Raw genomic sequence first — 14,867 nt, forward strand, 5'->3', positions numbered from 1 at the left:
ATTGTCGCCATGACGCTTGCCCAGGGAAGAGCACCGAAGGAGCCTGCGGAGGGGAAGGCGAGCCGACTCGACGACGCAGTAGGGCCGCAGACGGAGGCAGTCGTCGATCTGGACGCGATCGCGCACAACGTGCGTGTCCTGCGTGAATTTGCCGGGGATGCAGCGCTGATGGCGGTCATCAAGGCGGATGGATACAACCACGGCGCAGTTGCGGTGGCGCGGACGGCACTGTCGGCCGGAGCGCGGGAACTCGGCGTCACCACCATCGCGGAGGCACTGGTCCTTCGCGAGGCAGGCATCACCGCTCCCGTCCTGGCCTGGCTGCACGGCCTCGACGCCGATTTCTCCTCGGCGATCCGATCCGACGTCGAGATCGGCGTGTCCTCGCCGCGGCACCTGGCTGCTGTCGTCGACGCGGCACGGGTTCTGGGACAACAGGCGACTTTGACGCTCAAGGTGGACACCGGTCTCAATCGCAACGGCGTCTCGAGAACCGAGTGGCCGCAGATGCTCGACGACCTCGCCACTGCCCGGGACGAGGGCACGATAAGGCTGCGCGGAGTGTTCTCCCATCTTGCGCACTCGGACGAACCGCATCACGACGTCATCGACATGCAGAAGCAGCGTTTGATCGAAGCGGTTGCCGACGTCCGCGCTCGCGGATTCGACCCCGAAGTCGTTCATCTTTCCAACTCCGCCGCTACAGTCACCCGTCCTGACCTGCAATTTGACATGGTTCGACCCGGGATTGCGATATATGGATTGTCTCCGGTGCCCGAACTCGGAGATTTCGGTTTACGACCGGCGATGACGCTGCGAGCGAAGGTGATTCTGGTGAAGAAGGTGGCCGCCGGAGAGGGCGTCTCCTACGGGCATCAGTGGGTCGCACCGCACGACACCACTCTTGCGCTGCTTCCCGTCGGCTACGCCGACGGTCTGACTCGTTCACTGAGCGGCAAGTTCGAAGTGCAGTTGGGCGGCAAGCGTCGCCAGGCCGTCGGGCGGATCTGCATGGACCAGGTGTTGGTGGACCTGGGGCCGGACGGCGACGGAGTTCGCGAAGGCGACACCGCGATCTTCTTCGGCAACGGCGATCACGGCGAACCCAACGCGCAGGCCTGGGCCGACGTACTCGACACCATTCACTACGAGGTCGTGACCGGAATACGTGGACGCACTGTGCGTACGTACATCGGGGGAGAGACGTCATGAAGACTGCAGGAAAGATGAGCATTCTCGGTGGCCTGCTCAGCGCTGTGGCGCTCGGCTCGATGGCCGGCGTGAATGCATTCAAGACCGCGACGCGTCCGGGCCGGGAAATCTACGCGGACGAGGACTTCGACCTCATGACGCGCGACCGCAAGAGCACGGTGCGCACCGAGGACGGCGTCGAGCTGGCAGTTCGCGAAGTGGGACCGGATGACGCTCCGCTGACAGTCGTTTTCGTGCACGGGTACTGCCTGAGTGCGCTGTCCTGGCATTTCCAGCGCCGCCAGCTCGAAGAGCGATGGGGCAACAAGGTTCGCATGGTGTTCTACGACCAGCGCGGACACGGAGATTCGGGCATGCCGCGTTCGAAGAGTTGTACGGTCTCGCAGCTTGGCCGCGACCTCGCGACTGTCGTCGAGGCCAAAGTGCCCAAGGGACCGATAGTTCTCGTCGGCCACTCGATGGGCGGCATGACGGTGCTCGCGCTTGCCGGTCAGCGACCCGAATGGTTCGAGGGCCGAGTCATCGGCGTCGGGCTGGTCGCGACGACGGCGGCAGGGCTGGCCGAGACCGGTCTGACCCGCAATCTGCAGAATCCGATCATCGACGGGTTCCGGTTGGCAGTGCGCACCTCGCCAGGAGTGGTTCAGCACGCCCGGGGCGCTGCGCGAGTACTGATCACGCCGATCCTGCGTGCAGCGTCTTACGGCACCGATGTCAGCCCACGACTGCATGAGCTGTCGGACGGCATGCTCGACCGGACCTCGGTCGTGACCATCGTCAATTTCTTGCGGACGTTGGAACTGCACGACGAGTCCGCGTCCCTCGAGGTCCTCGCGCACACACCGGCAGTCGTGATCTGCGGCGATCAAGACATGATGATTCCGTTCATCAGCTCCAAGCGTCTCGCTGCCGATCTCCCCGAGTCTGAACTCGTGAGAGTTCACGGGGCCGGCCATCTGGTGCAGCTCGAGTTCCCGGCGATCGTGACGGACGCAATCGACAAGCTGGTGCAGCGTGCACAGGTAGAAGAGCGGTCCGATGTCGGCTGAGAACGCCACGGGACTTCCCGAATCCGGACAGATCACGTTGGAAACGGCCGAGGACACCGAGGCTTTCGGCCGACGGTTGGCGGCGGGACTTGTTGCCGGCGACCTGGTGGTGCTGGACGGGCCACTCGGGGCGGGCAAGACCGCGTTGACGCGCGGAATCGGCGCAGGGCTCGGAGTGCAGGGCCGGGTGACGTCCCCGACGTTTGTCATCGCTCGTGAGCATCGTCCGGGCACCCGCCCCGGCGGCGGAGTTCCCGTCGGCATGATCCACGTCGACGCATACCGGCTGGGAGACAGCGGACCGCATGCGCTCGACGAACTCGATGCCCTCGACCTCGACACCGACCTCACCGATGCAGTGGTGGTGGTCGAATGGGGTGGTGACGTCGTGGAAAGGCTCGTCGAACGACACTTGCGAGTGCAGCTTCATCGGGAACCTGAATCGGATGTGCGGACTGCGAGTTGGTCCTGGACGTCGTGAAACGGCGTTTTGTGTCGCAGACGTCGTGAAACGGCGTTTCGTGTCGCAGACGTCGTGAAACGGCGTTTGGTGTCGCAGACGTCGTGAAACGGCGTTTGGTGTTACGGACGTAGTGACCCTCCCGGGCCGGAAGTAGTTCTTCACGTGCGGGTACCCTGAGAAATCGTGCTTGTTCTCGCAATTGACACCTCCACTCCGGCAGTCACTGCCGGAGTCGTCTCCCTGTCTGCTCCGTCACCGGACGCAGAGTCACCGGGCACCGAGTCGCCTGGCACCGAGTCACCGGGCACAGTGGAGACGCTTGCCGTGCGTGTCACGGTCAATCCTCGTGCGCACGCCGAGGTCTTGACCCCTCACGTCCTCGAATGCCTCGCCGAGGCCGGGCTCACGCCGGCAGAGTTGAACGCCGTCGTCGTGGGTGTCGGGCCGGGGCCGTACACCGGACTGCGTGTCGGCATGGCGACAGGCGCTGCCTTCGGTGATGCACTCGGTGTTCCCGTGTACGGCGTGTGCAGCCTCGACGCCATCGCGGCTGCGGTACCGACCACACAGAGCCTGCTCGTCGTGACTGACGCGAGGCGTCGCGAGATCTATTGGGCGCGCTACGACGGCGGAGTGCGCGTCGAAGGACCGGCTGTGAATTCCGCCGGCGACGTTGATCCTTCGCCTTCGACGCTGATTGCCGGATCTGCTTCGCACGTGGACTTCTTCGATCTGCCCGTCGACCCGGCGGAGACACCCTCACCGGCCGGCTTGGTCACAGTCGCTGCTCGCGAGATTCTGGCCGGATCGGTTCCGGCCCCGCTCGAGCCGTTGTACCTCCGACGCCCGGACGCGAAGACCCTCGCAGAACGTGGCAAGTGAGACCGAGCAGATGAAGTACAGCATCGAGCCGATGAACGTCGATGACGCCGAACGGTGCGGGGAGTTGGAGCGCGCGTTGTTCGCGGGCGACGGACCCTGGAGCGCGCAAGCGTTTGTCTCGGAACTTGCGGGCGCACATAATCATTACTTCGTTGCCAGGGAACCCGACGGTCACGTCCTCGGCTACGCCGGAGTCGCGTTGTTGGGCGCGTCGCCGAACATGGAGGCCGAGGTTCACACCATCGGTACCGATCCCTCGGCTCAGCGACTGGGAATCGGCGGCGCGTTGCTCGATGCGCTTCTGACCCTGGCGGATTCACGGCAGTGTCCGGTGTTCCTGGAAGTGCGCACCGACAACGACCCTGCCATCGCGCTGTACCGGCGCGAAGGATTCGAGATCGTCGGAACACGAAAGAAGTACTACCAGCCCAGTGGGGCAGATGCGTACACGATGAGACGGCCCGCCGTGCTCGGTGTCCGCGAAATTGAGGAGCAGCAAGCATGATCGTCATGGGTGTCGAAAGCTCTTGCGACGAAACAGGTGTCGGTATCGTTCGCTGGAACGGTGACGGAACCTGCGACCTGTTGGCCGACGAGGTGGCATCGAGCGTGGATCAGCACGCCAGGTACGGGGGAGTGGTTCCCGAAGTAGCCTCGCGGGCTCACCTCGAGGCGATAGTGCCGACGATGCGCCGTGCCCTTGCTGCCGCCGGTATCGAGAAGCCCGACGCACTTGCCGTCACCATCGGACCCGGCCTGGCCGGTGCGCTACTGGTCGGTGTCGCCGCCGCGAAAGCCTATGCCGCAGCCTGGAACATCCCGTTCTATGCGGTCAATCATCTCGGCGGTCACGTCTCGGTTGACACTCTCGAGCACGGTCCGTTGCCCTCGTGCGTCGCATTGCTGGTCTCCGGCGGTCACACGCACCTGCTTCACGTCGAAGATCTGGGCAAGCCCATTGTCGAACTGGGCACGACTGTCGACGACGCCGCCGGTGAGGCCTTCGACAAGGTGGCCAGACTGCTCGGGCTCGGCTTTCCCGGCGGACCGGCACTCGATGCTGCTGCGCAAGAGGGAGATCGGAACGCAATCGCCTTCCCTCGCGGCATGACCGGTCCGCGCGATTCGCGGCACGACTTCTCGTTCTCGGGACTCAAGACGTCCGTCGCCCGCTATGTCGAATCGAAAGAGCGCGCAGGCGAGGCCTTTTCGATCCCGGACATCGCTGCCTCGTTCCAGGAAGCGGTTGCCGACGTCCTGACGATGAAGGCAGTGCGTGCAGCCAAGGACGTCGGGGTCGACACGTTGGTTCTCGGCGGCGGCGCCACGGCCAATTCACGTATCCGCTCACTCGCCGAGCAGCGCTGCGCCGAAGCCGGCATCACGTTGCGCATTCCGAAACCTCGACTGTGCACGGACAACGGCGTGATGATCGCTTCGTTGGCTGCCCACCTGATCGGAAACGGTGCAGGCCCTTCGGAATTGAGTGTTGCCACGGACCCGGGGCTGTCGGTCTCGGTCAGCCAGTTGATGCGCTGAGAATCAACCGACTGAGAATCAACCGACTGGGACCGGTTCCCGATCCGGTGTGGTCGCGGGGCCGGGTTCGGGCGTCGAGGTATTCGGTTCACCGGGTTCTGTCGTCGGATCACCACCGGGGGTGGTGAGTTCGGTTTCGGTGGAACCGGATCCAGGATTTTCCGGCGTCGTCGGGTTTTCGCCGCCGCTCTCACCCGGGCCGAGACCGCCGCCGGGGTTTGCCTCGGTCGGATCGACCGGGGGAGTCGCCTCGGTGTCCGGAAGCGTCGGCCACCACGCCGGTGGATCGGGCAGCGTGATTCCGGGGATGGTCGGCCAATTCGGAGTGGTCGTTGTCGTCGTCGGCGGTGTGGTTGTCGTCGACGTGTCCGGTATCGGCGCCGGCGGAAGCGTGTACTGATGCGTTGTGTACGAGTGAGTGTCGAACGGCTGTGAGTCGAACGGCGTTGTGGGATAGCCGTACTGCGGGAACGTGCTGCCCACTACCGAAGGCAGAGGATCATGCGAGGGGATGATCGTCGATCCGGTGCTCGGCGTCGCTTCGGGGCTCACCGTCGTCGTGGTCGAACCGGTTCCGACAGGAGAGACCGCGGTGTCGTCGGTCGGCACCAATTCCTTTGCGCCGTAGCCGAGTACCAGTCCGCCGACCACGAGCGCACCGATCAAAGCTCCCGAGACCTTGGCGGTGGATCCCGAGCGCTGGTCACTTCCGGAGCCCAGCAAGGGGAAACGAATTGCGGTGATCGAATCTGCCAGGAGTGCAGCACCTTTGGTTGCCGCAGTCTCGGGCTCGACGATCTCGACCAAGGGGAGGTCGACGGCAGCGGCGACGGCGGACCGCACGGCCGGAATGTGTGCGCCACCGCCGATGAGCACAACGGCACCGACCGGCCGCGGTGAGCCGTTCACGACTTCACGGATGAAGGTGACGGCGCGCTCGATATCCGGGGCGATGATGGCTTCGAACTCGTCGCGCGTGATCGCCATTGCGTCGACGGGAAGGTCGATGGTCACCTTGGCGGCCGTGGACAGTTGCTCCTTCGCGACGTGGCACCGGGCAGCAAGAAGCTCCGCGTCGGTGTACCGGCGCAGGTGCCCTGGCGCCTTCTCCGTCACGAAGTCGACCAATGCCCGGTCGATTCCGGCCCCCGCGAGGGCGTCGATACGGTCGGAATGCAGAACCTCACCGGTGTGATCGACGACGGACACCGTCAGACCCTGATCGCCGACGTCCACCTGAGCTGTCGTGTCGTACCGCTCGGTTTTCCCGGTCTCGGCGAGATACGCGTGTACTGCGGCAGGTTCGGGGATGGCACGGACCTGCTTCGGCGAGCGCGAGAGAGATGACCTGATGCTCGCGAGCTGGTCGTCCGTGCGATAGCTGACACCGATCGAGCGCGGCGCTTCAGATCCGTCCGTTACCTGCGTCGTCATCAGCTTGATGGACGCCCGGACGAGGTCACCGACGTTGGAATTGGCCTGATCCGCCGAGACGAAGCGAGTCTCGGCAGGCACCGCTCCTGGCGCGTTTGTGCTGGTATCGGTGTCGACGAGTGCTGAATAGACACCGGAAGATCCAGTGGAAATTCCCAGTGAACAACTCATCGCGCACCTCCTCACAGTCAATACCGGTCAATGTTCAATCGACCGCCGTTATATGAACGTTACAGAAGGTTCGTGAGGATTGCTCAGTGCTTTTTGTCTCCATGACACCCTTTTCGGACCGAAAGGGTGGTTTTACCTGCGAAATTGTCGATCATTGATTCATGCGGAAAAAAGGCGATTCTCCCCACATCGACCGGGATCGACGACGCGCGCTGATCCGGGGTGCGGTGCTTCGACCCACGCTGACGATGATCGCCTTCGGATGTGCGTACTTCTTCCTGCCGTGGATCGATGTCCACACAGTGGGTGCGATTTTCCTCTTGATCGGTGGAGGGGCAGCGGTGCTTGCCGTGACGACCTGGCAGGTGCGTCGAATTCTGCGTTCCGATGTGCCTTCTCTACAGGCGGTCGAAGCAGTGGCGGTCGTGATGCCGACCTACTTGCTGTTGGTGTCCATCACCTATTTTTCGGTCGAGCATGCGAGTGCCGGCAGTTTCACCGAACCGCTGTCGCGTATGGCGGCCCTGTACTTTTCGCTGTCGGTGTTCTCGACCGTCGGCTTCGGCGACATCGCTGCACAGACGGACCTTGCCAGGGGACTCGTGAGCCTTCAGATCGTCTGCAATCTGGTGTTGATCGGATTCGGCGTTCGATTCGTGGTTGCCGCAGTGTCGTGGGCGAAAGCGCACCGCTCGCCTTCGAGCGGACCTGAAATCACCTAGGACACTGCGGCAATCGGAGTCATCGTCCGGTGTGGACCAACAATTCGACGTTCTGGTCGACGCCGGTACCCGTCAACTTCGGGTCGCGGTGGATGTCGTTGAACGACAGTTCGCGGTACAGCGAGGCGAGCCCGGCCGCCGACTTGTCGCTGTACTCGACTGAATTGGGACTTTCCGCTTCGAAGAGCGTCGCAAGCAACGACACCGTTCCGTCGTGATTGTCCGCGATCTCGATGATGCGCCCGAGCTGCGGGTAGTCGATGTGAGAGGCGGTGTTGATCTCCCAGAAGCCCTGCTCGGGGGTCGCGCCGGGCCACGGGGTGATCTTGTTCTCGTGGGTGTGTCCGTTCACCCAGGCAAGTACGTTCGGGAAACGATGCAGCAAGTCCAGAAGCTGTGAACCGCGCAGGCGCGGCTCGAGGACGTTCTCGGGGTCGGGAATGAGATTGTCCATCGTGTCGCTCGTGTGGTGACTGAACAGCACGAAATACGTGTCACTGCGCGACTCGGTGACGCGAGAGCCCGCGGCGTCGTAGTAGGTGCTGCTGCCGGCGCGCAGGGTGTTCTCGATCCACTGGAACTGAGCGGCGCCCAGCGAACCGTCGACAAGGCCTGCGCGGTTGGTGGAGTCCATGCTGATGCCGACGACGCCCGGTGCGATCTGGAACGAGTAGTAGCCGATACCGGTTTCGCCGGCGTCGGGGGCGAAACCGTGCCCGACAGGGCCGGGGCCGGTGTGCGCGGGATCAAGGTGTGCGGCGATGAACTGCCGGGGTGTGAACGGTGCGCGCGACGGGTCGGGGGTGACCTGGCGCGGCGGCGTCGTGAAGGCGGACAGGATTCCGGGAATCGCACTGGGATCGAACTTGGTGGCGATGTCGATCTGCTTGGCCTGCTCCGGTGAACCGGGCACCTCGAATTTGAGAGATCCCGTGTACATCGCTTCGAGCGGTGGGATGCCGCTTGGCACCGTGCCGGACACCGAATCGTCGTGGTTGCCGAACACGCAGTACCAAGGGGTGTTCAGGCCGGGGCTCGACACGGGAGTGAACGCGGCCCCGAAGAAGTCCGGAATCTCCGGGAAGCCGGCCTTCTTGTACATGTCGAGCATCGGCGATTCAGGGTTCCAGTACAGATCGGCACCCGAGTTCTGCACACCCTCGTAGCGGTCCTTGGCGCCGGTGTTGGCGACGACGGTTCCGCCGTTGAGTGAGGTGAGGAACCAGTCGAGTTCGGCGAATTCCTTGTTGTCCGTGTTGTCGCCGGTGGTGACAACGGCATCGAAGGGGCGCGAGGTGTGCGGGCCGCTCCCGATCGAATTGACGCGTCGGACAAGCGAAATCAACCCGTGCGCCGTCAAGGTCTCCTGGGGGCGGAACGCCGAGCCGGTGATCTGATGGACGTATTCGAAGCGCATGGGGGACTGGGCGTCGACGATGTGGACGTCGGTCAACTGCACGAGTGAGGCGAGCGCGGTGCGTCGGTCCTCGCGTCCTGACTTCGGCTCGGCCAACTCGCTGCGCACGATGTTCGCCCAACCGGGACCGGCGGTGAGCCTGGTGTAGCCGCTGCTGCTGACGGGCGTGGACACGGACTCGAGAGTGGTGCCGGGACCTGACGTCGGAATGGTCGACGCGCCTGCGTATTGCAGGCCCCACGGCTTGCCAAGGCTGACCGCGCCGACGGCGCCGAGTCCGGCGAAGGTCAGAAAACTACGGCGATTGATGTTCGTCACGAAGTGAACAATAGGTGAACGTGGTGGACGGCTGTCCTGTTTCGCTCTGGACGAAGAGAAAAATGCGCCCAGTCCTTGAGGGTTGGCACTCTCACGTATAGAGTGCCAATTGGCGCTGATCGAGTTCCGGCACCCGCGACGACGGGACTGCAGTGACGCGCCGTAAACGGCATACCCAAACAGCCGTCCGAGGATCGCCTCGGACGCACATACCCCAAAGTGGAGGGCTCATCGTGGCGAGCGTCAACATCAAGCCGCTCGAGGACAAGATCCTCGTCCAGGCCAACGAGGCTGAAACGACGACGGCTTCCGGCCTGGTCATTCCTGACACAGCCAAGGAAAAGCCCCAGGAGGGCACCGTCGTTGCAGTCGGCGAAGGCCGCGTCAACGAGCAGGGCAACCGCATCCCGGTCGACGTCAAGGAGGGTGACACGGTCATCTACTCCAAGTACGGCGGAACCGAGATCAAGTACGCCGGCCAGGAATACCTGATCCTGTCGGCACGCGACGTGCTGGCTGTCGTCTCCAAGTAAGACACACGTGATCCGCCCCGGAGTCCACACAGGATCCCGGGGCGGAATGCGTTCACGCCCCGAAGATTCAGGAGCTGACAGAACAGATGTCCAAGCAAATTGCGTTCAACGAGACCGCACGCCGCGCTCTCGAAGCCGGAGTCGACAAGCTTGCCGACGCCGTCAAGGTGACCTTGGGCCCGCGTGGACGCCACGTCGTGCTCGCCAAGGCATTCGGCGGCCCCACCGTCACCAACGACGGTGTGAGCATCGCCCGTGAGATCGAGCTCGAAGATCCCTTCGAGAACCTCGGCGCACAGCTCGTCAAGAGCGTCGCCACCAAGACCAACGATGTTGCCGGCGACGGCACCACCACCGCGACCGTTCTGGCCCAGGCCATCGTCCGCGGCGGACTCAAGAACATCGCAGCGGGCGCGAACCCGATGGCGCTCGGCGTCGGCATCAACGCCGCAGCCGACAAGGTCGTCGAGGAACTGCTCGCCGCGGCCACCCCGGTCGAGGGCGAGAAGTCGATCGCCCAGGTCGCCACCGTCTCCTCGCGTGACGAAGAGATCGGCAAGCTCGTCGGCGAGGCACTCACCCGTGTCGGAACCGACGGCGTCGTGACGGTCGAGGAATCCTCCACCGTTGCAACCGAACTCGTTGTCACCGAAGGCGTTCAGTTCGACAAGGGCTACCTCTCGCCCTACTTCGTCACCGACATCGATGCGCAGAAGGCCGTCTACGAAGATGCGTTGATCCTGCTCTTCCGCGAGAAGATCAGCTCACTTCCCGACTTCCTGCCGCTGCTCGAGAAGGTTGCCGAATCCGGCAAGCCGCTCTTGATCATCGCCGAGGACGTCGAGGGTGAAGTTCTCTCCACCCTGGTGGTCAACTCCATCCGCAAGACCATCAAGGCCGTCGCCGTCAAGGCGCCGTTCTTCGGTGATCGTCGCAAGGCATTCCTCGACGACCTCGCAGTCGTCACGGCAGGCACCGTCATCAACACCGACGTCGGCCTCTCCCTGAAGGAAGCCGGCCTCGACCTGCTCGGCAGCGCTCGCCGCGTTGTCGTCACCAAGGACGAGACGGTCATCGTCGACGGTGCCGGCACCGCTGACGACATCGCGACCCGCGTCGCGCAGTTGCGTCGCGAGATCGAGAACACCGATTCGGATTGGGACCGCGAGAAGCTCGAAGAGCGTCTGGCGAAGCTGTCCGGCGGCGTGGCCGTCATCAAGGTCGGCGCAGCCACCGAAACCGATCTCAAGGAACGCAAGTTCCGCGTCGAGGACGCGGTCAACGCAGCCAAGGCAGCAGTTGCCGAGGGCATCGTCCCCGGTGGCGGATCGGCTCTCGTTCAGGCCGGTACGGCTCTGATCGGGAACCTCGGCCTGTCGGGTGACGAGGCCACCGGCGTTGCCGTGGTCCGTGAAGCACTCAACGCTCCGTTGTTCTGGATCTCCAGCAACGCAGGCATCGACGGATCCGTCGTTGTCAGCAAGGTCGCCGAGATGACCAAGGGCGAAGGCTTCAACGCTGCCACCCTCACCTACGGCAACCTGCTTGCCGACGGCGTCGTCGACCCGGTCAAGGTCACTCGCTCGGCAGTGGTCAACGCCGCTTCCGTCGCGCGCATGATCCTCACGACCGAGAGCGCTGTCGTCGAGAAGCCGACCGAGGCAGTTGCCGACACCGGACACGGTCACAGCCACTAGCTCGCTGCTCGTAGTTTCGACAAAGAAGAGATCCCCCACCGGATTCCGGTGGGGGATCTCTTCTTTCGTCTGGCGATCAGATGAGCGGGATCGTTGCGAACGGCTCGCTGGTGGGCTGCTGCGATCCGCCGGGCGGTTCGACCGTGAACGCCAACTTCGTGTTCGGGCCGATGCCGTCGAGCACCACCTGGGTAGTGGGTTTGACGTCGCTCGGAGCCATCGTCCCCATCGGGATCATCGTGGTGTCGTCGGTGTCGCCCGGCACCAGCCACATCTGGTAGACGGTATCCGGACTCGGGGGAGTCACATCGTTCATCACGAGGACTGCGGCGTCTTCGGAGGGCGAGAACAGCGTCGTGGCACTACCGCCGCCCGGGATGTCACGCGTCGTGGCATGAACGTCGGGTGCTGCCATGATTTCGGATGCGGGGTTCTGCGGCGGCGTGTTGTCGGACAGCGTGCGTCCGATTCCGATGCCGCCGACCAGGATTGCGACTGCGGCGGCCGCCGCAAGTGCCATGGTCCACGGGCGTCGACGGTTACGACGCTCGGCCAGCGAAACCGGGGCGTTGGGAGCCGCGGTCTGTTCTGCGATCGAGGCGAGGACGCTGCTGCGCAGTGACGGCGGGGGCTCGACGGCGTCGACGACGGTCATCGCGGCCATGGTTTCGGAGGTGAGTCGGACCTGGGCGTCGAATTCGGCGCGGGTCGCGGAGTCCGAAGCGGCAAGTCGTCTGTCGACCTCACGGCGCTCGTCGAGGTCCAACGCATCGATCGCGTAGGCGTACGCGTAGTCGATCAGCTCTTCGTCCATCTCACATCACCCCCAAACATCCACGTAGGCGCAGTAGTCCGTCGCGAATTCGCGACTTGATCGTGGGAATCGCCACGCCGAGATCTTCGGCCACCTCGCGGTACGTTCGGCCGCCGTAATAGGCGAGAGTCACCGATTGGCGCTGAGTGTCCGTCAGCGTTTCGAGACAGTCGGTGACAGCACGATGCTCGTCTCTTCGTGTCACTTCGTCGCTGACGACGTCGAACTCGGGAGTGGCATTGGTGGTGTCGTAGAGAGCCTGTCGATCCGAACTCGACTGTTCGGAGCGCACGCGATCCACCGCGCGGCGGTGGGCAAGTGTCAGAAGCCAGGAGAGTGCGGACCCCTTGGCAGGATCGAAGCTGTCGGCCGATTTCCAGGCTTGGAGGTAGACCTCTTGGACCGCTTCCTCGGAGAAGCCTGGATCACGGAGTACACGGAGAACCATGCCGTAGACACGGGAGCTGGTTCGGTCGTAGAACTCGGCAAAGGCGCTCTGGTCGCCACCGGCCACGTTCGCGAGGATCACTGCCAGCTCGCGTGATTCCACGATTCGCGCGGTGCGGGCCGCAGAATTGTCCGTCGGGCATGCGTCGGCCGCATCCGACGCATGGTCTGGCTCGCTCACGAAGAGTTGTCTCGCTTCATCGCGTACAACCGTAGCGTGCATGTCCGGTTCTTTTCTCTCGGCCCGCCGTTGGCCGCTGTGCGCCTTTATTAACCGCGGGGGGTTAATAAAGGCGCACAGCAGGTGGGGACTACTGCGGCATCAGCACCGAATCGATGAGGTAGACGGTGGCGTTTGCGGTCTTGACTCCACCGCAGACGACAGTTGCGTCGTTGACCTTGATGTTGTCACCGGATCCGGTGACTGTGACCGTTCCGCCCTCGGCGGTGGGGTGCGTTCCGTCGATCGCGTCAGGAGCGATCTGGCCGGGAACCACGTGGTAGGTGAGGATCTTGGTGAGCGTGGCGCTGTCCGTCTTGAGGCTGTCGATCGTCGCGGGGTCGATCTTGGCGAATGCCGAGTCGATCGGCGCGAAGACGGTGAACTCGCCGCCGTTGAGAGTGTCGACCAGGTTGACGTCCGGGTTGAGCTGTCCGGAGACTGCCGCGGTCAAGGTGGTGAGCAAAGGATTGTTGGATGCCGCTGTGGCAACCGGATCCTGGGCCATTCCGCTGACCGATCCGGCGCCGCTCGGCACTGCGGCTGCATAGTCGGCACAACCGGCACCGACCAGATCAGAAGCAGGCTCCGCCATCGCGCTGCTGGGAGACATGCTCGATCCCATGGCAGAAGACGTCATGGCGGCGCTGGACGTGTCGGTCGACGAATCGTTGTCGTCGGAGGAGCAACCGACGACGCCGAAGACGGCGAAAGAGGCTGCTGCGGTGACTGCCAGAACTCGAGTAGAGGTGTTCATGGGTCTGCCTTCCTGAAGGGATGTGCTGAGGTGCACTGTCAGAAGGCATTCGGAGTCGGTTGTCGACAGGATGGGTCGGAGTCGGAAATTCTTTTCAGGAGCTGGCGTACACAAGCAAAAGCCCCCGAAAACTCTCGGGGGCCTTGTGCACTCGACCTACGTGTATCAGGAAGCTATGCGGGTGGTGCGACGGTGGCGCGCATGTAGTTCACGTTCGGTTTCCGACATTCCTCCCCAGATGCCGTACGGCTCGGCGACGGTCAGCGCGTGGCTGCGGCACTGCATCAGTACCGGGCACTGACGGCACATCTCTTTTGCGCGGGTTTCGCGCTGGGCACGTGCTCTACCGCGTTCGCCATCGGGATGGAAGAACATGGAGGAGTCGACTCCGCGGCACAGACCGTGCATCTGCCAGTCCCAGATGTCTGCGTTGGGGCCTGGAAGGTGATTCGGTGCAGGCATGTTGACTCCTTACTGCAAGCTCGCGTTGATCAACGAGCGGACCAAGTTGCCCGGAGGTTATCCGGGCCTTCTGAATCGTTCACGCTTGCTAACCGTAAGGGTGCTGAGTAAATCGCGTCAATAGGCTCGTTCAGTGGCGATCGGCATATATCGAAATGCGAGAGTTAACGAAGTATATATTTACATTTCGGGTCTCTCATGCGTTGCGCTGCGTCGATGTTGAAATCGGGTCGATCGAGGTGGTGGCAGGCAAGCCTGGCTGCTCGAGATGCGAAACCCACAGATCAGGGATATGTTTGCTGCTGATCGCCCGGCGAAAACACTCAGCCCGCCGGCTCGGTTTGCGTCATTTGTCCGATATTGCGCGGGCAGGGTCGTACTCCATTTCGGGACTTAGTGCCCAAGTTTCAACTAGGACATCCGTCCAATAAGTAATGCGCAGTTAACGTCACGGATATATGCCCGTTAAATATCATTACGAGTACATTCGGCAAATCTCAGTTGAATATCTGATTAACTCCGACAAACTTGCCTTTTCGTCTTCCCGTGCGGCAAACGGCATCGGTCAGGCGCTTGTCTGTTGGCGCTGCTGCGATGATCTACCTGTGTCGACACCTGAGCCCCCTGAATCGCCTTCGTTCACTGAGTCACCTGGCCGTCCCGGGACTCTCGAATCCGCCGCATTCGGTGCGGATCCGGACCTTGACCGTCTCCCTGCGCCTTGCTCTAC

Annotated in this window: 15 protein-coding genes; 9 read left to right on the top strand and 6 right to left on the bottom strand. The window is 63.2% G+C overall.

Features of this window, described 5'->3' with window-relative positions:
* Nucleotides 1–9: 9 nt before the first annotated feature.
* The 6 genes from alr to tsaD all read left to right on the top strand — a co-directional run bounded on the left by alr (nucleotide 10) and on the right by tsaD (nucleotide 5,145).
* Nucleotides 10–1,212, top strand: a complete 1,203-nt coding sequence (gene alr, locus GJB56_RS02460; RefSeq protein WP_060938805.1) for an alanine racemase — start codon at nucleotides 10–12, stop codon at nucleotides 1,210–1,212.
* Nucleotides 1,209–2,261, top strand: a complete 1,053-nt coding sequence (locus tag GJB56_RS02465) for an alpha/beta fold hydrolase (protein ID WP_003940782.1) — start codon at nucleotides 1,209–1,211, stop codon at nucleotides 2,259–2,261. Before alr ends, GJB56_RS02465 begins: the two co-directional genes overlap by 4 nt.
* Nucleotides 2,251–2,742 carry a tRNA (adenosine(37)-N6)-threonylcarbamoyltransferase complex ATPase subunit type 1 TsaE gene (gene tsaE, locus GJB56_RS02470; protein WP_019747576.1) on the top strand — a complete coding sequence of 164 codons (492 nt, stop codon included), beginning with the start codon at nucleotides 2,251–2,253 and terminating at the stop codon, nucleotides 2,740–2,742. Before GJB56_RS02465 ends, tsaE begins: the two co-directional genes overlap by 11 nt.
* 165 nt (nucleotides 2,743–2,907) lie before the next feature.
* Nucleotides 2,908–3,606: a tRNA (adenosine(37)-N6)-threonylcarbamoyltransferase complex dimerization subunit type 1 TsaB gene (gene tsaB, locus GJB56_RS02475; protein WP_020906926.1), complete on the top strand. Its 699-nt coding sequence runs from the start codon at nucleotides 2,908–2,910 to the stop codon at nucleotides 3,604–3,606.
* Between the two features lie 10 nt (nucleotides 3,607–3,616).
* Nucleotides 3,617–4,111, top strand: a complete 495-nt coding sequence (gene rimI / locus GJB56_RS02480) for a ribosomal protein S18-alanine N-acetyltransferase (RefSeq protein WP_020906927.1) — start codon at nucleotides 3,617–3,619, stop codon at nucleotides 4,109–4,111.
* Nucleotides 4,108–5,145 (top strand): tRNA (adenosine(37)-N6)-threonylcarbamoyltransferase complex transferase subunit TsaD, encoded by a 1,038-nt coding sequence (tsaD, locus tag GJB56_RS02485; protein ID WP_029254929.1) that lies wholly within the window; start codon nucleotides 4,108–4,110, stop codon nucleotides 5,143–5,145. Before rimI ends, tsaD begins: the two co-directional genes overlap by 4 nt.
* An 18-nt stretch (nucleotides 5,146–5,163) precedes the next feature.
* Here tsaD and GJB56_RS02490 read toward each other — a convergent pair whose 3' ends face one another.
* Entirely contained in the window at nucleotides 5,164–6,750 is a 1,587-nt protein-coding gene (locus GJB56_RS02490) for an Hsp70 family protein (RefSeq protein WP_113683078.1), read from the bottom strand.
* A gap of 161 nt (nucleotides 6,751–6,911) precedes the next feature.
* On the opposite strand from GJB56_RS02490, the gene GJB56_RS02495 reads away from it, so the two are divergent.
* Complete coding sequence (locus GJB56_RS02495) at nucleotides 6,912–7,472, top strand: potassium channel family protein (protein WP_020906930.1); 561 nt, start codon at nucleotides 6,912–6,914, stop codon at nucleotides 7,470–7,472.
* Nucleotides 7,473–7,491: 19 nt separating this feature from the next.
* Here the strand turns inward: GJB56_RS02495 and GJB56_RS02500 are convergent, their stop codons facing one another.
* Complete coding sequence (locus GJB56_RS02500) at nucleotides 7,492–9,207, bottom strand: TIGR03767 family metallophosphoesterase (RefSeq protein ID WP_019747582.1); 1,716 nt, start codon at nucleotides 9,205–9,207, stop codon at nucleotides 7,492–7,494.
* 233 nt (nucleotides 9,208–9,440) lie between these two features.
* Here GJB56_RS02500 and groES point away from each other — a divergent pair, with 233 nt between their 5' ends.
* Nucleotides 9,441–9,740, top strand: a complete 300-nt coding sequence (gene groES / locus GJB56_RS02505) for a co-chaperone GroES (RefSeq protein ID WP_003940763.1) — start codon at nucleotides 9,441–9,443, stop codon at nucleotides 9,738–9,740.
* Between the two features lie 86 nt (nucleotides 9,741–9,826).
* Nucleotides 9,827–11,437 carry a chaperonin GroEL gene (gene groL, locus GJB56_RS02510; RefSeq protein WP_019747583.1) on the top strand — a complete coding sequence of 537 codons (1,611 nt, stop codon included), beginning with the start codon at nucleotides 9,827–9,829 and terminating at the stop codon, nucleotides 11,435–11,437.
* A 76-nt stretch (nucleotides 11,438–11,513) separates the two neighbouring features.
* On the opposite strand, the gene GJB56_RS02515 is transcribed toward groL, so the two are convergent.
* The 4 genes from GJB56_RS02515 to GJB56_RS02530 form a co-directional block, all read right to left on the bottom strand.
* Nucleotides 11,514–12,251 (bottom strand): anti-sigma factor, encoded by a 738-nt coding sequence (locus GJB56_RS02515; protein ID WP_019747584.1) that lies wholly within the window; start codon nucleotides 12,249–12,251, stop codon nucleotides 11,514–11,516.
* A gap of 1 nt (nucleotide 12,252) precedes the next feature.
* Nucleotides 12,253–12,921, bottom strand: coding sequence for a sigma-70 family RNA polymerase sigma factor (locus tag GJB56_RS02520; RefSeq protein WP_019747585.1), 669 nt, complete (start codon nucleotides 12,919–12,921; stop codon nucleotides 12,253–12,255).
* Between the two features lie 88 nt (nucleotides 12,922–13,009).
* Nucleotides 13,010–13,675, bottom strand: coding sequence for a fasciclin domain-containing protein (locus GJB56_RS02525; RefSeq protein WP_007728616.1), 666 nt, complete (start codon nucleotides 13,673–13,675; stop codon nucleotides 13,010–13,012).
* A gap of 165 nt (nucleotides 13,676–13,840) precedes the next feature.
* Nucleotides 13,841–14,137, bottom strand: coding sequence for a WhiB family transcriptional regulator (locus tag GJB56_RS02530; RefSeq protein ID WP_003940939.1), 297 nt, complete (start codon nucleotides 14,135–14,137; stop codon nucleotides 13,841–13,843).
* Nucleotides 14,138–14,867 lie beyond the last annotated feature (730 nt).

Origin of the sequence: Rhodococcus sp. AQ5-07, from assembly GCF_009707305.1 — a bacterium.
GTDB classification, from domain to species: Bacteria; Actinomycetota; Actinomycetes; order Mycobacteriales; family Mycobacteriaceae; genus Rhodococcus_F; species Rhodococcus_F erythropolis.

Bases quoted from the DNA above. Each gene is read 5' to 3' on its own strand.
- alr (WP_060938805.1), top strand. From the start codon at position 10: ATGACGCTTGCCCAGGGAAGAGCACCGAAGGAGCCTGCGGAGGGGAAG.
- GJB56_RS02465 (WP_003940782.1), top strand. From the start codon at position 1,209: ATGAAGACTGCAGGAAAGATGAGCATTCTCGGTGGCCTGCTCAGCGCT.
- tsaE (WP_019747576.1), top strand. From the start codon at position 2,251: ATGTCGGCTGAGAACGCCACGGGACTTCCCGAATCCGGACAGATCACG.
- rimI (WP_020906927.1), top strand. From the start codon at position 3,617: ATGAAGTACAGCATCGAGCCGATGAACGTCGATGACGCCGAACGGTGC.
- tsaD (WP_029254929.1), top strand. From the start codon at position 4,108: ATGATCGTCATGGGTGTCGAAAGCTCTTGCGACGAAACAGGTGTCGGT.
- GJB56_RS02490 (WP_113683078.1), bottom strand. From the start codon at position 6,750: ATGAGTTGTTCACTGGGAATTTCCACTGGATCTTCCGGTGTCTATTCA.
- GJB56_RS02495 (WP_020906930.1), top strand. From the start codon at position 6,912: ATGCGGAAAAAAGGCGATTCTCCCCACATCGACCGGGATCGACGACGC.
- groL (WP_019747583.1), top strand. From the start codon at position 9,827: ATGTCCAAGCAAATTGCGTTCAACGAGACCGCACGCCGCGCTCTCGAA.
- GJB56_RS02515 (WP_019747584.1), bottom strand. From the start codon at position 12,251: ATGGACGAAGAGCTGATCGACTACGCGTACGCCTACGCGATCGATGCG.
- GJB56_RS02520 (WP_019747585.1), bottom strand. From the start codon at position 12,921: ATGCACGCTACGGTTGTACGCGATGAAGCGAGACAACTCTTCGTGAGC.
- GJB56_RS02525 (WP_007728616.1), bottom strand. From the start codon at position 13,675: ATGAACACCTCTACTCGAGTTCTGGCAGTCACCGCAGCAGCCTCTTTC.
- GJB56_RS02530 (WP_003940939.1), bottom strand. From the start codon at position 14,137: ATGCCTGCACCGAATCACCTTCCAGGCCCCAACGCAGACATCTGGGAC.